Genomic DNA, 19309 nt, shown 5'->3' on the forward strand with positions numbered 1-19309 from the left:
ATATGAAATATATATTTATTGGACTTATTCGCTTTTACCAGCTTGCCATCAGTCCTTTTACACCGGCAACCTGCCGCTTCTATCCTACCTGCTCAGCCTATGCTATAGAAGCATTTCGACGTTTTGGAATTTTTAAAGGTGGAATATTGACTATAAAGAGAATTAGTAAATGTCATCCATTCCATCCAGGCGGAGTTGATTACGTTCCAGAGAAATCTGAGAAAAAGCATTAATACAAGGGAGAGAGACAATGGACATTAAAGTATCAGAACAAGTTGCAAAATGGTATAAAGAAGAGTTAGCTTTAGAGAATGAAAAGAATGTACGATTCTTTCCAAGATATGGCGGAGTCGGCGGCAGAATTGCCGGTTTTTCTCTCGGAATTAAAGCTGAAGCACCAAAAAACGAAACTGCTTCAACCACGGTAGAAGGTATCCATTTTTTTGTTGAAGAATCCGATGACTGGTATTTTGAAGGAGCAAATTTATCTGTCTCTTATGATGAATCTAAAAAAGAACCAAAAATTGAATATCCTGAAACAGATTAATGAAATTACTGTAGAGCAGACAAAAAGCGTAGGAGATTGATTTTCCTACGCTTTTTGCTATTTAAATCGCTCTAATTGATCCAGCCTGTTTTCAGTTTTTAAAATCTGCCATTGATGGTCGCCGAATAAATCAAAATGGGGGTATTTAGGTTTTAAATCAATCCAGGATTCATCTAAATTATATTTCCTCCCCCACTCTTTTAGCTTCTCCAAGTCACTGCAGCCGACTTTTGTTACTGTATTACAGCCAGGGAAACGATCATCCAGCCAATAATGTGTTATAAAATCAATCTTTCCAGCTCGCACATTTCGCTTCCACTGGTTTAACTCTTCTCTTTTTAATCCAAAAGCCATTTCTAATCCTCTTTCTTAAGCTGATCTTGATATGCAGCGTGCCAATCAGGAAATTTCCTGCGAATAGATAGCGGTCGAAAGGTGTCTTTATCAACAATTGTGTGAGTTGTTGTACCAGTGACAGCTAAATCTCCAGCTCCATTTAGAATTTCATAACGATAAACCGTACGTAAACCGTCGTAAGTCTCCAGCCATGTTTTTACAACTGGTTTTTCACCATAGCGAACGGCATTTTTATATGAAATTTGCGCATCAATTACAGGAGAAACAACATTATGCTTCTCCATACCTTGATGATAGTTAAGCCCTAAAGCTTCCACAAATTTTGTACGCCCGATTTCAAACCAAACTAAATAATTCGCATGGTAGACGACGCCCATCTGATCGGTTTCCTGATATCTAACTTCTATTGGTGTTTCTGTAATTAACAAGCGTTCTTCCTCCTCTTACTTCCCGCAATCAATCCATTTCTTGAACCATTTCCTCCATAAATTCATAATCCATCGGCCCCATTTTTCTCGGATGCTGTATTTTCCCATCTGTTCCGATAAAATATGTGGTTGGTGCCGCATAGACAACATACTGATCAGACACGGCGTTATCTTTATCTAAAGGTACAGGAAACGTATATCCATGCTCCTGAATAAATTCCTGCGCATCCGATATGCTGTTTTCAACTGTAGTCAGATTTACAGTAACTACCTCCACTTCTTCTTGATAGTCCTCATAGAATTTCTGCAGTTCGGGCATTTCTTCTATACAAGGGGGACACCAGGAATACCAAAAGTTTAAAATTACTTTCTTTCCCTGTAAATCTGAAAGCTGAAAGCTTTCTCCATCTAATGTCTCAAGTTCAAAATTAGGAGCTTGTTCACCAGGTTCCACTCCGGCACTTTCAGCAGGGGCAATGGCAGCACCCTGGCCAGAAGTACCATCGTCTATAAGAACTGGATCTTCTTCTCCATTTGCAGTGTTATCCATGAATCTGTCTTGAACAATATTTGCAATAACAATCCCAACAAGTACTAATAATAAGGTGAGCGCAAATATCCGTTTATACACTTCTTATCTCCTACCATCCAAATTAATTGGTTTCCTTCCTCTATCGTAAAGAGGAACTTGAAATTTGTAAAGGATAGAGCCCTTAAAAATAGCATAGAAAAAGAGCCTTGTCTGATTAAAAACAAAGACTCTTTTTCCATACAAAACAGCTGACTGTTTATGCTTTTACTTTTTCACGCAGTACCATACGTAAGATACCACCATGACGATAATAATCAATTTCTACGTCACTATCAAAACGGGCAACTGCTTTAAATGAAGTTACCTTACCAGCTTCATCTGTTGCAGTTACATTGACTAAATCACCCGGTTTTACAGATTCATCAACATCTACAGCAAATGTTTCTTTCCCTGTTAAACCTAAGCTTTCAGCGTTTTGACCTTTTTCAAATTGCAACGGTAATACACCCATCATTACAAGGTTAGAGCGGTGAATACGCTCAAAGCTTTCAGCAATAACTGTTTTGATTCCTAATAGATTTGTACCTTTTGCAGCCCAGTCACGGGATGATCCCATACCATAATCTTTTCCGCCCATAACAATAAGACCTGTTCCGTCTTGTTGATATTTCATTGCAGCATCATAGATTGGCATTACATCACCAGTTGGCCAGTAGGTAGTGTAACCACCTTCTGTGCCGGGAGCTAATAGGTTACGGATACGGATGTTAGCAAACGTACCACGCATCATGATTTCATGGTTACCACGGCGAGACCCGTAAGAGTTAAAGTTTCTTGGTGAAACTCCTTTTTCCTGCAAGTACTTACCTGCTGGCATATCTTTTGCAATTGCACCTGCCGGAGAAATGTGATCTGTTGTTACAGAATCGCCAAATAATCCGATAGCACGTAATCCGCTGAGTGGTTCAACTGTTCCTGCTTCAGGAGTCAGCCCTTCAAAGAATGGAGGATTTTGGATATAAGTAGAGTCCTCATCCCATTCAAATAATGGCTCATCTGTTGTATCAATTTCATTCCATTTTTCATTGGAATTAAATACATTTTCATATTCTTTGCGGAAGATTTCCGGAGTAACTACTTTCTGAACCTCTTCTTTGATTTCAGTAAGTGTTGGCCAGATATCAGACATATAAACGTCATTGCCCTCTGCATCTTTACCAAGAGCATCTTTTGTTAAATCAACATCCACTGTTCCTGCCAGTGCATAAGCAACTACAAGCGGCGGTGATGCTAAGTAGTTCGCTTTTACAAGCGGATGGATACGTCCTTCAAAGTTACGGTTACCTGATAATACAGAAGACGCAATTAAATCACTTTCAGCAATAGCTTCTTCAATTTCTTCACGTAAAGGTCCGGAGTTACCGATACATGTTGTACATCCGTAACCTACAAGATTAAAACCAAGTTTATCTAAATACGTTTGTAAGCCGGCATCTTCTAAGTAACGTGTTACAACTTTGGAACCTGGTGCCAGTGAAGTTTTTACATATTCAGGAACTTCAAGACCTTTTTCAACAGCTTTCTTTGCAACAAGACCTGCCCCTAACATAACATACGGGTTTGATGTGTTTGTACAGGATGTAATTGCAGCAATAGCAAGGCTGCCGGTTTTCATAACAGAAGTTTTACCATTTGGATGCTTGATTTCAACTTCTTTATCAAATTCAGCTTTATCTAATCCAAATCCCTGATTTCCTTCTTTTGCAGTAATTGCTTTATTAAATTCTTTTTTCATGTTAGACAGTGCAATTAAATCCTGAGGACGTTTTGGGCCGGAAAGATTCGGTTCTAACTCTGAAAGATTAATTTCAATTACTTGTGTATATTCAGGATCAGCATCATTTGCATCGTACCATAAATTATTTTCTTTACAGTATTTTTCAACAGTTGCAATCAGCTCATCGTCACGACCAGTTAATTTTAAATAATCAAGCGATTCCTGATCAATTGGGAAGAAACCACAAGTTGCGCCGTATTCTGGCGCCATATTAGAAATAGTCGCACGGTCAGCTAATGGCATATCCTTTAGACCTGGTCCGAAGTACTCTACAAATTTACCAACTACATTTTGTTCACGCAATACCTGCGTTACTTTCAATGCAAGGTCAGTCGCTGTGGTACCATTCGGGAATGAACCTGTGAATTTCACACCAATTACTTCAGGTGCAGGGAAATAAGAAGGCTGTCCAAGCATACCTGCTTCCGCTTCAATTCCACCAACGCCCCAGCCCAGAATACCTAGACCATTGATCATTGTTGTATGGGAGTCGGTTCCTACAAGCGTATCAGGGAACGTGTCATAAGTGCCGTCTTCATTTTCAAGCGCATGTACAACATCAGCAAGATACTCCAGGTTAACCTGGTGAACAATACCTGTTGCCGGCGGTACTGCACGATAGTTGTTAAATGCTTTCTGAGCCCAGTTTAAGAACTGATAACGCTCCGCATTACGTTCAAATTCTAATTCCATATTTGCACGTAATGCATCTGGTGTTCCATATTGGTCAACCTGTACAGAGTGGTCAATGACTAAATCTACAGGAACTTCCGGATTGATTTTGTCCGGCTCCCCACCAAGATCTACCATTGCCTTACGAAGAGAAGCAAGGTCAACAACCGCAGGCACCCCTGTAAAGTCCTGCAAAATAACGCGGGAAGGTTTAAAAGGCACATCTGCTCCTGTAGCCTTATCTGTTCCCCAGTTTGCCAGTGATTCAACATGTTCATTTTTAATTTGATGTCCATCATGCTGTCTTAGTAAAGATTCTAAAAGAACACGGATAGAAAATGGCAAACGATCCACCTTACCTAATCCTGCTTCTTCCAAATCCTTCAAACGGTAATAATTATACGTTTTACCGTTCAGCTCGAACTGCTTTTTTGCATTGTACGCATTTGTGTTCGACATATTGTGTTACCCCTTTCATTTCCTCTCCTCCTCGACTTTTCGCAAGGAGGTATTACTTTTTTTAATCAATACTGCTATTCAAATAAATAGACTGTTCATAGTATATAATATAGGAATCTAGCAAATAAAACAAATAATTATTGTTAAATAGTAGATAGTAAAAAGTTATGCCAAGAGATAAGCCTAACTTATATAAACCCTAAATTATTGATAGTGAAAATAATATGAATGCTTTAAACCTGATTAGGTTTGTAAAATGAAAACATTACATCAAAAAAATTATATGTCAGGATCACCATCAGCCTTTGGAAAAATAATTTCAAACGTGCTCCCTTTATCTTCATTATTATACATATGAAAATCTGCATCATGATTACTGAGGATTTTTTTAGTAATTAACAGCCCCAGTCCTGTCCCGGATGATTTTGTTGTAAAAAAAGGTTCCCCGAGCCGGTGCAGAACCTCTTCTGGCAGCCCGCAGCCTTCATCAATAACAGAAATTTTTATTTTATCATCATTTTCTTTTGCTTTAACAATGATTTGTCCAGGCTGATCCATTGCTTCAATTGCATTTTTCACCAGGTTAATTAGAACTTGTTTAATTTGAGAACGATCACAAAGAACCGGTGCATTTGTACTGCTCTGCAGCTGAATTTGAATATTCTTTTGATTCGCCTGCGATTGTAATAACATTGCTACGTCCTGCATCATACTTGTTACTTCTTCTTTAGAACGATTATCTGTCAAAGGCTTCGAAATAAATAATAATTCTGATGTAATTGACTCGATTTTTTCAACTTCCTCAATCATCACATTAAAGTATTCCTCCTTATGCTGTGCACCAGCCTGGAGTAATTGCAGGAAACCCTTTAAGGATGTAAGCGGATTGCGTATTTCATGAACCAGGCTTGCAGCCAGCTGACCTGCCACATTCATCTTCTCTGAACGGATCATCAAATCATCCAGCATTGAATCTTCTGTTTTTCTTTCCAGATAAGCCAAAATTCTTTTTTCTGTATCTATATCTTCTAAATCGTAATTTAACTCACAGGAAAAAGAGAACACCTCACCTTTTTTAGTCGGAATATCGATTAACAGATTTTTTTGTTTCACTTTGTCATCAATCAAAAACTGTGATGTAACCTCAGGGTCTATTCTGAGTGGAGCATCCTTCCACGTCTTTCCAATTACTTCTTTTGGTCCATAACCAAGTATCCTATAGACAGAATCACTGATATATTCTATTTCGCCGCTTAATTTGAATACTACCACAATTCCTTCAATATTCTTACTCAGCCATGAAACAATGGCTGCTGAAAGCGCTGCATCGGGGTGTAAATTATGACGACTTTCAGAACTTTGTAAGCCATTAGGCAGTTCATTTTTTTGTTTTTTATCCATACCCATGCTCCTTCCAGAAATTATTATAAATAATATGTATGATTATGACGAAACAATTATGAATACTTGTGTATATTTCTTAATAACTTTATAATATAAAAGTAAGGAATGATGACAATGGTTAAGTTAATGTTACTACAATTTTCTAAAAAAATAAATTGATAGTTTATAATAATTAGCAATATTCGTAATTTTTCTTGTAAGATTAAGGTGAGGTGTACGATGATATCACTTATTGTTATAATGTGGGGCTGTTTATTAATAGGTTTGATGGCAATCGGTGGGTATTTTATGTTTCGAAAGTTCTTAAAACGGCTGCCAAAAGAGGACGGACGCTCAATTATGGATTGGGAAGAATATTATTTTGAACAGACGTTACATAAATGGTCTCAGTCAGAAAAAGACTTCTTAGAAGAACTGGTTTCACCAGTTCCTGAATTGTTTAGAGATGTTGCCAGACAAAGAATTGCCAGTAAAATTGGCGAATTATCCATTCAAAAAAATGAGGAATCCATTACACGTCCAACATTAATTGAAGGATATATTTTAGCAACACCAAAAAGAGATCATAAATTTCTCCGCAAAAAACTGAAGGAAAAAAATATTGATATTGCGCCCTATGAAGATTTTTTCCGGCAGTCAAGAGACAATTATCAGGAGAATTGGGAAGAGAAATATAAGCAGAAGAAATCATAGTTTTCATATCCCGGGGCTAAACAAGTTATATTCCAATAAAAGAATGGTTTTCGTAAATAAAAAAGCAAAGTGCTTAAATTTCTGCACTTTGCTTTTTTGTTAATTGTAAATACTGATAAAGCATAGCTAATCTCCAAGTCCCAATCATTCCTAAAGCAAGTAAAAAGAACATGCCGGAGGTTTCTCCGACAGAGATGCTTGTACCAATAATAAGCTTTATAATAATACGGATTACCAGCAAACTAACTAAAATGACGGGAAACATCTTTGATGGCTTAACATAGATATGATCCCCTTCATGCTCTAATTTTGATGTTTTAATTAAAAAAATAGAAAATATTATTCCTACAATCAGCGCTTCCGCAACTTGAAGCCAGCTTATCTGAAACATCGGAAATAAGAACATAAGCGCCCCGGTACTCATAAAAAATGGCGGCAGGATAATGCTTTTTACAGATGCCGGCCTTCTGGAAGCACGCATCCGCACAAATATCATCACAATTGCCATAAATGCAAAAACAGCCGTTGTCGCAATTGCTAAATACATACCTAACAACTCTTTTCTCTAAATTCTGGCAAACATCAGCTTTTAAATAGTTTAATCTGATGCTTTTCATCTTCTAGTTTAAAATCTTTATTTCAAGCATACCTCTAAATACTCTTATTTGAAAGCATTTAAAACCCGGTAAAGCCGAATAAATTTGCTAAAAATCCAGTTAATTTTGTCATCCAATCAAAAAACAATGCAATTCCCACTAAAATCATTATCCAGCCGCCGATTTTCACCATTTTTTGGCTGTGCTTTCTAAACCATTTTAACTTGCCGATAAAAAAGCCCAGTACTAAAAAAGGAATAGAGAACCCTAAAATATAGCTGACCATCATAATCATTCCTATATTAGGACTTGTTGCAGCCAGTGAAAATACAATAGCTAGAATTGGCCCGGTGCATGGTGTCCACCCTAAGGAAAAAGCCATACCAATGATAACAGAACCAAAATAACCTGCAGGACGATTTTTAAAATGAATTTTACGATCTTTCATGAGAAACTGAAAATTTAATACTCCGACAATAACTAAACCAAAAAAGATAATTAAAATAGCACCAATTTGTCTTATTTCATTTTGATATGTTACTAAAAACTCGGAGATATAAGTTGTCGTAAAACCAATCATTATAAAAATACTTGAAAAACCAATTAGAAAGCATACCGTATGTAAAATTGCTTTTCGATCAAGCGCCTTATTATCTTGATTTATTTCATCCATGCTCATTCCCGTAATATAAGAAAGAAATACTGGATACAACGGTAGAACACAAGGCGAAATAAATGAAAGAAATCCAGCTGCAAAGGCTAAGAAAATATTAATTTCCTCCATGATAATCCCCCTATCAATCATTTCTATTCTAACAGAGAAATACAAAAATAAAAGATTATTTTATGACAATCTCCATACATTTTACGAATGATATGAAAAAAAGATGCCTAAAGGGATAATATTGTATCCTTCCCTGCATAATTTTTTTTACCAATAAGAAAAACCACCTTCTAAAAAAAGTGGTTTTAGTGCTTGTCCATAAAATAATTATAAATTATTTCCCAGACTGATTTTGGTTATTCATCGCCCGCATCATCTGATTAATTTTCTTCTGCGATGGCTTTTGGCCCATTTGCATCATCAATGTACGAAGCATCTGCTCATTAATCGGCGGATTCTTTTTCAAATAATTCATCATATATTTTCTGGCAATGAAAAATCCAAGAGCAACACCAGCAACTAAAGCTGCAATTGCAATTAATACTACCCATATCGTACTCATGTTACAAAATTTCCTCCTTCGTGTTGTCTCTAATACAGTATATTAGATTAGAGGAAATTATACAACACTTGACTTTCATCATCCTGTGCTTTTACCGGCTTTGGAGAAATCCATCCATACTGAGGTGTATCCTTCCCCTGTACAAAGAAATAAGGATGAATATCTTCTAATATAGGAAAAAGTACAGATACTGCCGAAACTAAATGATTACATTTTAAAATTAACTGTCCATTCTCTATATATAGACAAAGTGTTTCTTCCCCTTTTTTTACAATCACTCTATTCCCGATTCGTTTTATCATGATATCAGGTGAAGAAAACGTCTTTAAATGCATAGCAAACTTATAAAAATGGATTTTTCTGGTTATGAATCGAAATTGCTTTCTAATTATTATCTCATCTTGATTTTCAGCACATTCTAAAAAGAATCGATGTAATAAATCACTTTTATGAAAATAATTTTTTGCTACACTCTCTTCTATCCAATAAATTGCATATTCATTCATCACGCATTCCTCCTTTGACTATTATTATAGAGGAATCTATTTCCGAAAGTTGTCAAAATAGTGTGCAAAGAACAACTTCTTTTGTCGAAACTAGAATAATAAAAGAGAGAGGTACTTTTACCTCTCTCTTCATTGATATAAAGTATATAAACTTTCCTTATTTTGTAACTTCTTCAACCAATTTAACAACATTATCCACTGTAAAACCAAATTTCTCAATTAATAGATCGCCATTCGCAGAAGCGCCGAAACGGTCAATGGTAAGAGTCTTTCCTTCAAAGCCGACATAACGATCCCATCCAAATGACGCTGCCATTTCAAGACCAACTCTAGCTGTTACTTCTTTAGGAAGTACTTCGTTTTTATATGCTTCATCCTGCGCTTCGAAACGATCCCATGAAGGCATACTTACAACCTGAACATCGACACCTTTTTCTTTCAAAGCCTCTTGAGCAGCAACTGCTAATTGAACTTCAGAACCTGTAGCTAATAGAAGGGCATCTGGAGTTTCTTTTTCAGATTTACTTACAATATAAGCACCTTTTTTAACTCCTTCATAAGCTAATTCTGCTGTATTAGCTAATGTAGGAAGATTTTGGCGGGTCAACACAAGAGCTGTAGGCTGATCTGTTGATTCCAGAGCTAGTCTCCATGCTGCCTGTACCTCGTTTCCATCAGCTGGACGGATTAAAGATAGATGAGGCATAGCACGTAGAGCAGCTAAATGCTCTACAGGTTCATGCGTTGGACCATCTTCACCAACCGCGATAGAATCATGTGTAAACACATATGTTACAGGCATATTCATAATAGATGCAAGACGAATAGATGGGCGTAAATAGTCACTGAACACAAAGAATGTTCCGCCAAAAACATGAAGTCCGCCATGAAGAGCCATTCCGTTTAACGCTGCGCCCATTGCATGTTCACGAACGCCAAACCAAACATTACGTCCGGCATAATCTTCTTTTGTAAAATCATTTTCATCATTAATTGTCGTTTTATTGGATCCTGCAAGGTCCGCACTTCCGCCAAAGAAGTTTGGAACAGCTTTTGCTACTGCATTTAACACTTCACCTGAAGAGGCACGTGTAGCAAGTTTTGATCCTTCCTCATACACCGGAAGACTTTCATGCCAGTTTTCAGGAAGCTCGCCTTTCAACGCAAGTTCAAACTGCTCACCTAATTCTGGATATGCTTCTTTATAAGCCGCAACAAGTTCATTCCATGCAGATTCTTTTTTTGAACCGTCAGTAACAATCTTTTCTTTGAAGTCGGCATATACTTCATCAGATACATAAAAATCTTCATGATTCCATTTATAGGCTTCTTTTGTTAACTTCACTTCATCTGCTCCAAGCGGAGATCCATGTGAAGCACTGGAAGCAGACTTATTCGGAGAGCCATAGCCGATAATTGTTTTCACTTCAATTAATGTCGGCTGGTCTTGATTTTGCTGTGCTTCTTTAATTGCCTGGCGGATAGCATCTACATCATTTCCGTCTTCTACCCGAAGCACTTGCCAGCCGTATGCTTTAAAGCGTTGTTCCGTGTTTTCAGAGAATGCGCGATCCAAATCACCATCTAAGGAAATATCATTTGAATCATAAAGGGCGATCAGTTTGCCTAAGCCGAGATGACCGGCTAAAGATGCCGCCTCATGAGAAATCCCTTCCATTAAATCCCCGTCACTGACAATAGCATATGTATAATGGTCTACCACATTATACGCTTCTTTATTATAAGTAGCACTAAGATGTGCTTCAGCCATTGCCATTCCAACAGACATAGCAATCCCCTGACCTAATGGCCCTGTAGTTGCTTCCACACCGTCCGTATGATGTACTTCCGGATGCCCCGGAGTTTTAGAATCCCACTGACGGAACTCTTTTAAATCATCGATAGACACTTTATAGCCGGATAAATGCAATAGACTGTAAAGCAGCATAGATCCATGACCAGCAGATAAAACAAAACGGTCACGATTGAACCATTTAGAATTTTTTGGGTTATGATTCATAAAATCTGTCCAGAGGGTGTAAGCCATAGGCGCCGCCCCCATTGGTAAACCAGGATGTCCGGAGTTTGCTTTTTCAATCGCATCAATGGATAACGTACGAATCGTATTAATGGATAGTTCTTCAATTTGTTGTGTCATTATTTTTCTCCTTCCACTTCAAAACATATTCTATTTCTATCTCTATTTTATAATGAAATCCTTTACTATACAAGCTAAGTCAATATGAAGAATGTGAAGAATTAGTGTTTTTTACTGCGTTCCTGATAATCACGAAGCTTTTGCGGGGTAACATCATTACCTTCCGGATCAACTACTGTCATCCCTTTCAGATGATTTTTAAAAGAGCCTCGTACATTTGCTAAATACTCTTTACGTAATGTTTGCTGCTCATTTTTTTCTTCCTCTGTTAATCCTTCATTTTTTGCTTTATTGGCTAAAATATTAATTCTATCTAATTTATCTTTAGACAACATATAACTTGTCCCTCCTTCTACTAAAAAAACAGGAGATAAACTTCCTGTTCTTCTATCTTACGCTACGATTAATTTTCATTCAAGGAATTGATATACTCCTGATAACGCCGGTGGATTGTAGCTTTTGATGCATTAAAGCCAAGACCGTTTAAAACCGTAGTGATTTCGTGAAACGTTAATTTATTCTGACGAAGCCGGACAATCTCTTCTATTGGAATTTCAGTACGCTCTCTTCCCGGAGACTGATTGATATGATTTAAATTTTTTTGAGGTTTATATCCATTTGATACAGCGCGGCGCATCCCCCGTTTTATTTTCATATTATGTAGTTTACGCTGATATTCTTCCACTATACCGACAATATTTAGCACCATTGAGTCAGCTTCATTTATCTCCAGTCTCCCCTCATGTGTAATTGTATAAATAGGGATATCCATTTTCCGCAGCTGATGAAATAAAGCAATTTTAGTATTTCCTCTACCTAATCTTGTCTCGTCTTGAATACAAAGACAATCAGCTTCTTGATGTGAAAAATAATCAAGAAGCTGAAAAATACCATCTCTATCTATGTCATAGCCGCTGGCCTTTTCCTCAATGCAATCCACAATAGTAAAATTTAATTTTCCAGCCAGTACTGTTAACTCTTCATATTGTCTTTGAAGTGATGTTTCCTGTGTTTCTTTCTCAGTACTTACCCGACAATAAATTATTGTTCTCAATATTTTATCCTCCAATAGCAAAGCCCTCTTTTTCTCATCTCTTAAGTAAAATGCATCTTTAAGAATACGTTCATAAGTCTAATAAAAATAAAACAGAAAATTTATTCATACTTTTAGAACAAGCACTTTAAACAATTTATTTTACCAACACTGCAAATTTTATTTACTCTCTAAAAAATATGCAAGGAAATTGGCCATACGGGCTAAAATATTTAAGCAGTAGTAACCATCATCGTATATAAAAATAATAATGCAATAATAAAAGCCACAATATAAAATGCATCTGATTTCATTAGTTTTTCAAACATATAAAAAACTCCCTTCAGTATTTTATAAGGTCCCGGAACAGTTGTTCTGATACTAGTATATTTAGAACAGTTGTTCTTGTCAATACTTTTTCAGAACATTTGTTTGTAAAATTATTATTTAAGTGCTATACTGTGAATAACAAATACCTATGCTAGAGGGGAGAAAGTCATGACAAAACTATCAAAAAGACAACAGATGATTTTTGACTTTATTAAAGAACAAGTAGAGCAAAAAGGGTATCCGCCTTCTGTTCGTGAAATCGCTGTTGCTGTAGGATTAGCTTCAAGCTCTACCGTTCATGGCCACTTAGAAAGGCTGGAGAACAAAGGATATATACGAAGAGATCCAACAAAGCCCCGCGCCATTGAGATTATGTATGAGAATGAAAACGAAGCACCCAGAGACAAAGCTATTTATGTACCTGTAATCGGAAAAGTTACTGCAGGAATCCCTATTACAGCAATTGAAAACATTGAAGAATTCATTCCTGTTCCAAGCTCCTCAGCCGGGCCGGAGGATAATCTGTTTATACTTGTAATTGATGGAGAAAGTATGATTGAGGCAGGTATTTTAGACAATGATATGGTTATTGTCAAACAGCAAAGTTCCGCAGATAATGGCGATATTGTTGTAGCAATGACCGAGGATAACGAAGCTACTGTTAAACGTTTTTTTAAAGAAAAGAATCGTTTTCGCCTGCAGCCGGAAAATGCAACAATGGAACCACTTTATTATGAAAATGTTTCTATCTTGGGTAAGGTTATCGGATTATACCGTAATATTCACTAAAAAAAGTGTATTCATACAAGCTGAGAACATTTTGTCTCGAAGTCGTATAATTCCTAAAAAAGGTTAACGGACACATTTTAAAATGTGCCCGTTAACCTTTTTTTCTAACATAAAATTAGTCTGATCCTAATATGCTTTAAATAAAGTACAAGTTCAAGGAGTGTATAAAATTGACTGAAACGATGAAAAAGAAACGTTGGCTTTATTTTCCGATTATTATAATCAGCTTTGTTCTGGGAATTATCTATTTAACGAAGGTTGCTGACTACTTAACACTGCCATTTTTATCAACTCTTTTACTTATTGTGACTTTTTTAGAAGTCTATCCAGGCAAGAACTATTTTTCCAAAACTAATCTAATAAAAATTATTTCTGCTCTTTTGCTTGTAGCACTTGCTTTATGGTATCAGATTACTGTTTTTATTCTCGGCTAAATCAAATCAACAAAACGTTTAATACGGTCTTTTTTTACATTTCAAAAATCTGATGCTTACCATTCCTTATGTTAATCAAAAATAAGTAATATACCAACTTTTTCGAATATAAAAAATAGAGCTGTTTTAAATATTTACATTTAGTATATAAAACAGTACGACTCTTTACATCGGGTAAAAAAAATGATGCCGACTGTTTAACACCTGCCACCGTATTGTTATGACACCTTATGTTCCAAACGTAATCTGTCAGCCACCATTGCAATGAATTCACTATTTGTCGGCTTAGCTTTTGAAATATTGATGGTGTAGCCAAATAGAGCCGAAATGGAATCTATATTTCCTCTGCTCCAGGCAACTTCTATCGCATGGCGTATAGCTCTTTCCACCCGTGAAGCAGTTGTATTGAACTTTTTCGCAATATCAGGGTAAAGTACTTTTGTAATAGACCCTAAAAGCTCAATGTCATTATAAACCATCGTAATTGCCTCTCTTAAGTACATATATCCTTTAATATGTGCAGGTACACCAATTTCATGAATAATATTTGTTATATTCGCTTCCAAATCTTGTTTTTTCCTGTTTTCTGTATTCGTTTTATTTACATTTGACACTCTTGGAATGCTGCTGCCCTGAACCTGCAAGATTTGGTCAGCCAGATTCTGTATGTCAAATGGCTTCAGAATAAAATAAGAAGCTCCTAAATCTACAGCTTTCTTCATTACTTCTTCTTGGCCAAAAGCAGTCAGCATAATAATATGGGGTTTTTTATTTAAATCCATTTTTTTAATTTCATTTAATACGGCAATACCGTCCATATGGGGCATGATTATATCTAATACCAATACATCTGGATTCTTCTCTTCAATTAGCGGGATGCAATCCCTGCCGTTTAAGGCTGTTCCAACTATTTCAATTTCTTCCTGTTCCCCAAAAAAATCCTCCATTAATTGAATTAACTCACGATTATCATCAACAAAACATACAGATATTTTACTCACTAAAAAATCCTCCTTTTGCTTTTTATGCACCTATTACATATTCTACAAAAAATATAAATATCCTCTTTAAAATCAAAAAACTTTTGATTTATTTCGATTTTCTTAAGTATTCTCTATTTTTCTTTGTTTTTCACCAACTTTCGACACGATTTTTAATCTTTTTTGTATACGTTTTCATTATATCAGATAGTAATTGGATATAAAACACCTGTATCCATACACTGTACGCAACTTTAATCTTTATAATACTAACTCAACTTTCGCACCTGAGAATAAGCTTCTATACCTTCCTATTCCATGATGAGCAAGTTATTTTTTAAGCCGCAAAAATTGAGATACTAATCAAAAAATACTTGTAATGGCAATCACCATTACAAGTATTTTTTAAGCTGCATTCTGATTAGACTCAGGTTTGATAATGCCGGCGTCCTCAAGCATCCATTCGATATGAACACCATAACCCGAGGTCGGGTCATTAACAAACACATGTGTTACTGCACCAATAATTTTGTCATTTTGAATAATTGGACTGCCACTCATTCCCTGAACAATCCCGCCTGTTAATTCTAACAACCTGGGGTCAGTGATCTGAATAACCATTCCTTTTGTTGATGCTGATTTTTGAGGAACACTGCTGATAATTTCAATATCAAATTCTTCAATTTTTTCCCCATCAACTACTGTAAGAATTTTTGCAGGACCTTCTTTGACTTCATGAGATAACGCAACAGGAAATGCTTCTTCATATTTTTCATGATTTACTTCCTTCTCTAATATCCCAAATATGCCGTAATCCGTATTTTTTGTTATATTACCAATTCTTTTTTCCTGTGTTTGAAAGGAGGCTTGTTTTTCTCCCGGTAAACCATTATCGCCCTTTTCAATAGCTGTTACAGAAGAATGAATAATGGATCCTTGTTTAATATCAATCGGCTTCTTTGTATCCATATCTGAGATAACATGCCCTAAAGCACCATACCGGCCTGATTTCGGATCATAAAACGTCATTGTGCCAATCCCTGCAGCAGTATCTCTAATATATAACCCGATTTTATAAGCTTTTTCTTTTTTATCAAAAATCGGCTGTAAACTGGTTTCGATCATTTTATCTCCGCGTTTCAGTTTGATCTGCAGCTTTTTATTCTCTTTACCGCTATTATCAACAATCGGTTTAATATCTGTCATATGGTTAATCTTTTGGCCGTTTATTTCAACAATTGTGTCACCAACATTTATTTTAGCAGCTTCTCCCGGAGATTTTGCTCCTTCTGACACTTTTACCTGATGATGGCCTACAACCAGAACTCCTTTTGTCTCCAGTTGAACTCCAATCGATTGTCCCCCCGGCACTACTTTCACATCCTCCAGACGCTGATATTGCTCCTTATTGTTCTCTTTTGAGCTCTCCTTCTTATTTAAAAAGGGAATGATCGGGGAGTCTTGGAAAACTTCTTTATATCCTTGTAGGGATGTATCTGCGTGGATAAAGGAAGGAAAAAGAAAAAACAACATAAAAAAAAGTGATAACAGCGAGCATATTTTATATTTTAAATTGCTCTTGCTTGGTTTACTCATAAATCGTCTCCTCCTCATACAAAAAATATTATCTTTCTGTACATATACTTTTTGCAATTGGAGGGCAGTTTAAACTGGAACAACCTATGTGATATGTGTATCTTTTCCTATAAAAATATAGATAAACTAACGTATAGTGTTGTTGTTCTAAAGATGCAAAAGGACATGTTATTAACGAAATTTGTAAGTACAGGAAAAAGAAAAAACCGGTACGTTTATTGTCCGGTTTTTTTTTCGTTTTTATCCCTTTAATTTGATTTTTTAAAACGGCCTGCCAATACTAACATTTCCTTCGCATGTTCTTTTGCAGTATCTGTTAATTTTGTTCCTGTAATCATGCGGCTTAATTCCTCAATAAGCTCTTTATCATTTAATTCAATAACAGAAGTAAAGGTACGATTCGACTTTTCTTTTTTCTGGATAAATTTATGTGTATCTGCCATCGCAGCAACCTGCGGAAGATGAGTAATACATAAAACCTGTGATTCAAGAGATATTTCATGAATTTTTTCAGCAATCGCCTGCGCAACTCTTCCGCTGACACCTGTATCCACTTCATCAAAAATAACACTCGTAATTCCCTGATGCTTTGAGAAGATTTTCTTTAAAGCAAGCATAATCCTGGATAACTCTCCACCTGAAGCAATTTTTGTTAGATCCTTTAATGGTTCTCCGACATTCGTTGAAATTCGGAACAATATTTTATCATATCCGTTCAATTTCAGTTTCCGCTGCGCAGAATCTTCAAAATCAATGGAGAAGGTTGTTTTTTCTAAATAAAGATCCTTTAACTCCATGTGAATATCATGCGTTAACTGTTCAGCAGCCTGCTTTCGTAAATGATGCAGCTGGTCTGCTTCTAATAATGCATCTTTTTCAAGCTCGTCAATTTCTGTCACCAGTGTATTTAAATGTGATTCCCTGTTTGTAATCTGCTCGATTTCTTCTTCTACACGGCCTAGATAGTCTAACATTTCTTCCACAGTCGGACCGTATTTCCTTTTTAGTCTGTTCAGTTCATCCATGCGCTGTTCAATCTCATTAAGCCGTTCTGGATTGTATTGCAGCTGATCGAGGTAATTACGGATATCATAAGTAATCTCTTCCAGCATATAATAATGGTTAGACATACTATCTAATTTTTCAGCAATAAAAGGGTCTAAATCCGCACTATCCTGTAGCGATATTTGCGCCTGGCTGATTAAATCTAATCCGTGCTGCTCACCATATAATGAAAAATAAGCATCGGAAAGTGATTTATGTATTTTTTCATAATTAGCAAGCTGGTTACGTTCTTCCTCCAGATCCGTATCTTCTTGAGGGACAAGCTGTGCTTCTGTTAATTCCTGCTGCTGAAATTGAAGCAGATCCAGACGCTGAGCCATCTCCTGCTCATTGTCATTCAAACTGCGGTACTTCTTCTTCAGATTTTCCAGACGGTAATAAATATCCTGATAATCCTTTTTCGCTTCTTTCATTGCATCTCCCAGATAAAGATCTAAAAAGTCAATGTGCTGCTCATTATCCATCAACGATTGTGTCTCATGCTGGCTATGGATATCAATCAATGTCTTTCCAAATTCTCTGAGAATGGCTAATGTCACTAATTTACTGTTTACACGGCAGATGCTTTTTCCTGAGGCCGTAATCGTCCGTTGGAGCACAATTTGTTCATCACTAATTTCAATCCCGTATGCTTTACCAACTTGATAAATAGGATGCTTTTTATGATCGATAAAAAATAATCCTTCAATCTCCGCTTTATTCGATTCATGTCTGACAAAGTCCACTGATCCCCGTGCTCCAGCTAATAATTGGATAGCATCAATAATAATTGATTTCCCAGCTCCCGTTTCCCCAGTCAATACAGTAAGTCCTTCCTGAAAGCTTAAGGATAATTCTTCAATAATCGCAAAGTTTTTTATAGATAATTCTGTTAACAAGCTCCTCACCCCAACTAAACAATTTTAAAGTGTGCGTTCAAAAAGTACGATAAAAAGGACCAAGAAGTTCAAGGCGGTGCATCTTTGAGGAACGCAGCGTATGCTTTAAGATACGCGAGTAGCGCTTTTGATGGGACGAGTAATCGCAAAAGCCCTTCGATGGGGCGAGTAATTGCAGTCCCAGTCCCACCGGAAAAGTAAGCCAATGTACTTTCGCAGGATGTGATGACTTCTACGTTGCCCACACGACGTGGGCGCTCTTAGTAGAAGCTCCTTTTCCCAATGTGTCATTTTTGTTGGGCTTTTTAAACATCCTCTTAAAGCATCCCGATTAACCGATTTTTAATTTCTTCCGCATGTTCCGGAGTCCGGCAAATAATTAAGCAAGTATCGTCACCGCAAATCGTCCCCATAATCTCTTCCCAATCCAGGTTATCAATTAAAACACCGACTGCATGTGCATTGCCGGGAAGTGTTTTTAGAATAATAAAATGACTTGCATTCTCTATTTTGACAAATGTATCTACAATTAACCGCTGCAGCTTTTGCAGTGGATTAAAACGCTGATCTGCCGGCAGGCTGTACTTATACTGTCCTGTATTTGTCGGAACCTTTACCAATTGCAGCTCTTTAATATCACGTGATATCGTTGCCTGCGTTACGTTATAGCCGAGATTTTTCAAAGCATCAACAAGCTCATCCTGTGTTTCAATAATATTTTCAGTAATCAATTCACGAATTTTAATGTGACGTTGTATTTTACTCAAGTATAAATCCCTCCTTTTAATA

Annotated in this window: 21 protein-coding genes; 5 read left to right on the top strand and 16 right to left on the bottom strand. The window is 36.5% G+C overall.

All coding sequences use genetic code 11. From position 1 onward, the window contains the following. Positions 1-2: 2 nt before the first annotated feature. Both yidD and MKY30_RS19870 read left to right on the top strand, forming a co-directional pair. Entirely contained in the window at positions 3-233 is a 231-nt protein-coding gene (gene yidD, locus MKY30_RS19865) for a membrane protein insertion efficiency factor YidD (protein WP_222595726.1), read from the top strand. 17 nt (positions 234-250) lie between these two features. After that, entirely contained in the window at positions 251-547 is a 297-nt protein-coding gene (locus MKY30_RS19870; protein ID WP_147210423.1) for a HesB/YadR/YfhF family protein, read from the top strand. A gap of 57 nt (positions 548-604) precedes the next feature. Here MKY30_RS19870 and MKY30_RS19875 read toward each other — a convergent pair whose 3' ends face one another. The 5 genes from MKY30_RS19875 to MKY30_RS19895 form a co-directional block, all read right to left on the bottom strand. Continuing rightward, complete coding sequence (locus MKY30_RS19875; RefSeq protein ID WP_341085180.1) at positions 605-901, bottom strand: hypothetical protein; 297 nt, start codon at positions 899-901, stop codon at positions 605-607. 2 nt (positions 902-903) lie between these two features. Continuing rightward, the gene (locus tag MKY30_RS19880; RefSeq protein WP_147210421.1) at positions 904-1332 is read right to left on the bottom strand and encodes an acyl-CoA thioesterase; all 429 of its coding nucleotides are present in this window, start codon (positions 1330-1332) and stop codon (positions 904-906) included. A gap of 28 nt (positions 1333-1360) precedes the next feature. Continuing rightward, positions 1361-1963 (bottom strand): TlpA family protein disulfide reductase, encoded by a 603-nt coding sequence (locus MKY30_RS19885; protein WP_341085181.1) that lies wholly within the window; start codon positions 1961-1963, stop codon positions 1361-1363. A gap of 157 nt (positions 1964-2120) precedes the next feature. Further along, positions 2121-4832, bottom strand: a complete 2712-nt coding sequence (gene acnA / locus MKY30_RS19890; RefSeq protein ID WP_147210419.1) for an aconitate hydratase AcnA — start codon at positions 4830-4832, stop codon at positions 2121-2123. 279 nt (positions 4833-5111) lie between these two features. Beyond that, positions 5112-6233, bottom strand: a complete 1122-nt coding sequence (locus tag MKY30_RS19895; protein ID WP_341085182.1) for an ATP-binding protein — start codon at positions 6231-6233, stop codon at positions 5112-5114. 222 nt (positions 6234-6455) lie between these two features. Between MKY30_RS19895 and MKY30_RS19900 the strand changes: the two genes are divergently transcribed. Next, the gene (locus MKY30_RS19900) at positions 6456-6929 is read left to right on the top strand and encodes a DUF2621 family protein (protein ID WP_147210418.1); all 474 of its coding nucleotides are present in this window, start codon (positions 6456-6458) and stop codon (positions 6927-6929) included. 73 nt (positions 6930-7002) lie between these two features. Here the strand turns inward: MKY30_RS19900 and MKY30_RS19905 are convergent, their stop codons facing one another. The 7 genes from MKY30_RS19905 to MKY30_RS19935 all read right to left on the bottom strand — a co-directional run bounded on the left by MKY30_RS19905 (position 7003) and on the right by MKY30_RS19935 (position 12469). Beyond that, positions 7003-7476 (bottom strand): CcdC family protein, encoded by a 474-nt coding sequence (locus MKY30_RS19905; protein ID WP_147210417.1) that lies wholly within the window; start codon positions 7474-7476, stop codon positions 7003-7005. 128 nt (positions 7477-7604) lie between these two features. Next, a complete protein-coding gene (locus MKY30_RS19910; protein ID WP_147210416.1) occupies positions 7605-8309 on the bottom strand; it encodes a cytochrome c biogenesis CcdA family protein in 705 nt (234 codons plus the stop codon). Between the two features lie 214 nt (positions 8310-8523). Beyond that, positions 8524-8751: a YneF family protein gene (locus MKY30_RS19915; RefSeq protein WP_077601369.1), complete on the bottom strand. Its 228-nt coding sequence runs from the start codon at positions 8749-8751 to the stop codon at positions 8524-8526. Positions 8752-8798: 47 nt separating this feature from the next. Further along, positions 8799-9257, bottom strand: coding sequence for a sporulation inhibitor of replication protein SirA (gene sirA / locus MKY30_RS19920; protein WP_077601368.1), 459 nt, complete (start codon positions 9255-9257; stop codon positions 8799-8801). Between the two features lie 157 nt (positions 9258-9414). Beyond that, a complete protein-coding gene (tkt, locus tag MKY30_RS19925; RefSeq protein WP_147210415.1) occupies positions 9415-11415 on the bottom strand; it encodes a transketolase in 2001 nt (666 codons plus the stop codon). Between the two features lie 101 nt (positions 11416-11516). Beyond that, a complete protein-coding gene (locus tag MKY30_RS19930) occupies positions 11517-11750 on the bottom strand; it encodes a DUF896 domain-containing protein (protein WP_147210414.1) in 234 nt (77 codons plus the stop codon). 68 nt (positions 11751-11818) lie between these two features. Further along, positions 11819-12469 carry a YneB family resolvase-like protein gene (locus MKY30_RS19935; protein WP_147210413.1) on the bottom strand — a complete coding sequence of 217 codons (651 nt, stop codon included), beginning with the start codon at positions 12467-12469 and terminating at the stop codon, positions 11819-11821. A gap of 477 nt (positions 12470-12946) precedes the next feature. Between MKY30_RS19935 and lexA the strand changes: the two genes are divergently transcribed. Beyond that, on the top strand, positions 12947-13567 hold the full coding sequence (gene lexA, locus MKY30_RS19940) for a transcriptional repressor LexA (RefSeq protein WP_147210412.1): 621 nt from the start codon (positions 12947-12949) through the stop codon (positions 13565-13567). A gap of 170 nt (positions 13568-13737) precedes the next feature. Beyond that, positions 13738-14001: a hypothetical protein gene (locus MKY30_RS19945; RefSeq protein ID WP_147210411.1), complete on the top strand. Its 264-nt coding sequence runs from the start codon at positions 13738-13740 to the stop codon at positions 13999-14001. Positions 14002-14219: 218 nt separating this feature from the next. Here MKY30_RS19945 and spo0A read toward each other — a convergent pair whose 3' ends face one another. The 4 genes from spo0A to ahrC all read right to left on the bottom strand — a co-directional run bounded on the left by spo0A (position 14220) and on the right by ahrC (position 19287). Then, on the bottom strand, positions 14220-15002 hold the full coding sequence (gene spo0A, locus MKY30_RS19950; protein WP_077601363.1) for a sporulation transcription factor Spo0A: 783 nt from the start codon (positions 15000-15002) through the stop codon (positions 14220-14222). Positions 15003-15386: 384 nt separating this feature from the next. Further along, positions 15387-16577, bottom strand: coding sequence for a SpoIVB peptidase (spoIVB, locus tag MKY30_RS19955; protein ID WP_341085183.1), 1191 nt, complete (start codon positions 16575-16577; stop codon positions 15387-15389). A gap of 248 nt (positions 16578-16825) precedes the next feature. After that, positions 16826-18520: a DNA repair protein RecN gene (gene recN / locus MKY30_RS19960; protein ID WP_147210409.1), complete on the bottom strand. Its 1695-nt coding sequence runs from the start codon at positions 18518-18520 to the stop codon at positions 16826-16828. Between the two features lie 317 nt (positions 18521-18837). Further along, positions 18838-19287, bottom strand: coding sequence for a transcriptional regulator AhrC/ArgR (ahrC, locus tag MKY30_RS19965; RefSeq protein WP_077601359.1), 450 nt, complete (start codon positions 19285-19287; stop codon positions 18838-18840). Between the last annotated feature and the right edge of the window lie 22 nt (positions 19288-19309).

The organism is Oceanobacillus sp. FSL W8-0428 (genome assembly GCF_038004405.1).
Taxonomy (GTDB): Bacteria; Bacillota; Bacilli; order Bacillales; family Amphibacillaceae; genus Oceanobacillus; species Oceanobacillus sojae.

Excerpts from the sequence above, each read along its gene's own strand:
- yidD (WP_222595726.1), top strand. The coding sequence starts at position 3 with ATGAAATATATATTTATTGGACTTATTCGCTTTTACCAGCTTGCCATC.
- spoIVB (WP_341085183.1), bottom strand. The coding sequence starts at position 16,577 with ATGAGTAAACCAAGCAAGAGCAATTTAAAATATAAAATATGCTCGCTG.
- sirA (WP_077601368.1), bottom strand. The coding sequence starts at position 9,257 with ATGAATGAATATGCAATTTATTGGATAGAAGAGAGTGTAGCAAAAAAT.
- MKY30_RS19900 (WP_147210418.1), top strand. The coding sequence starts at position 6,456 with ATGATATCACTTATTGTTATAATGTGGGGCTGTTTATTAATAGGTTTG.
- MKY30_RS19870 (WP_147210423.1), top strand. The coding sequence starts at position 251 with ATGGACATTAAAGTATCAGAACAAGTTGCAAAATGGTATAAAGAAGAG.
- MKY30_RS19930 (WP_147210414.1), bottom strand. The coding sequence starts at position 11,750 with ATGTTGTCTAAAGATAAATTAGATAGAATTAATATTTTAGCCAATAAA.
- lexA (WP_147210412.1), top strand. The coding sequence starts at position 12,947 with ATGACAAAACTATCAAAAAGACAACAGATGATTTTTGACTTTATTAAA.
- acnA (WP_147210419.1), bottom strand. The coding sequence starts at position 4,832 with ATGTCGAACACAAATGCGTACAATGCAAAAAAGCAGTTCGAGCTGAAC.
- tkt (WP_147210415.1), bottom strand. The coding sequence starts at position 11,415 with ATGACACAACAAATTGAAGAACTATCCATTAATACGATTCGTACGTTA.
- MKY30_RS19875 (WP_341085180.1), bottom strand. The coding sequence starts at position 901 with ATGGCTTTTGGATTAAAAAGAGAAGAGTTAAACCAGTGGAAGCGAAAT.
- MKY30_RS19895 (WP_341085182.1), bottom strand. The coding sequence starts at position 6,233 with ATGGATAAAAAACAAAAAAATGAACTGCCTAATGGCTTACAAAGTTCT.
- MKY30_RS19910 (WP_147210416.1), bottom strand. The coding sequence starts at position 8,309 with ATGGAGGAAATTAATATTTTCTTAGCCTTTGCAGCTGGATTTCTTTCA.
- MKY30_RS19915 (WP_077601369.1), bottom strand. The coding sequence starts at position 8,751 with ATGAGTACGATATGGGTAGTATTAATTGCAATTGCAGCTTTAGTTGCT.
- MKY30_RS19905 (WP_147210417.1), bottom strand. The coding sequence starts at position 7,476 with ATGTATTTAGCAATTGCGACAACGGCTGTTTTTGCATTTATGGCAATT.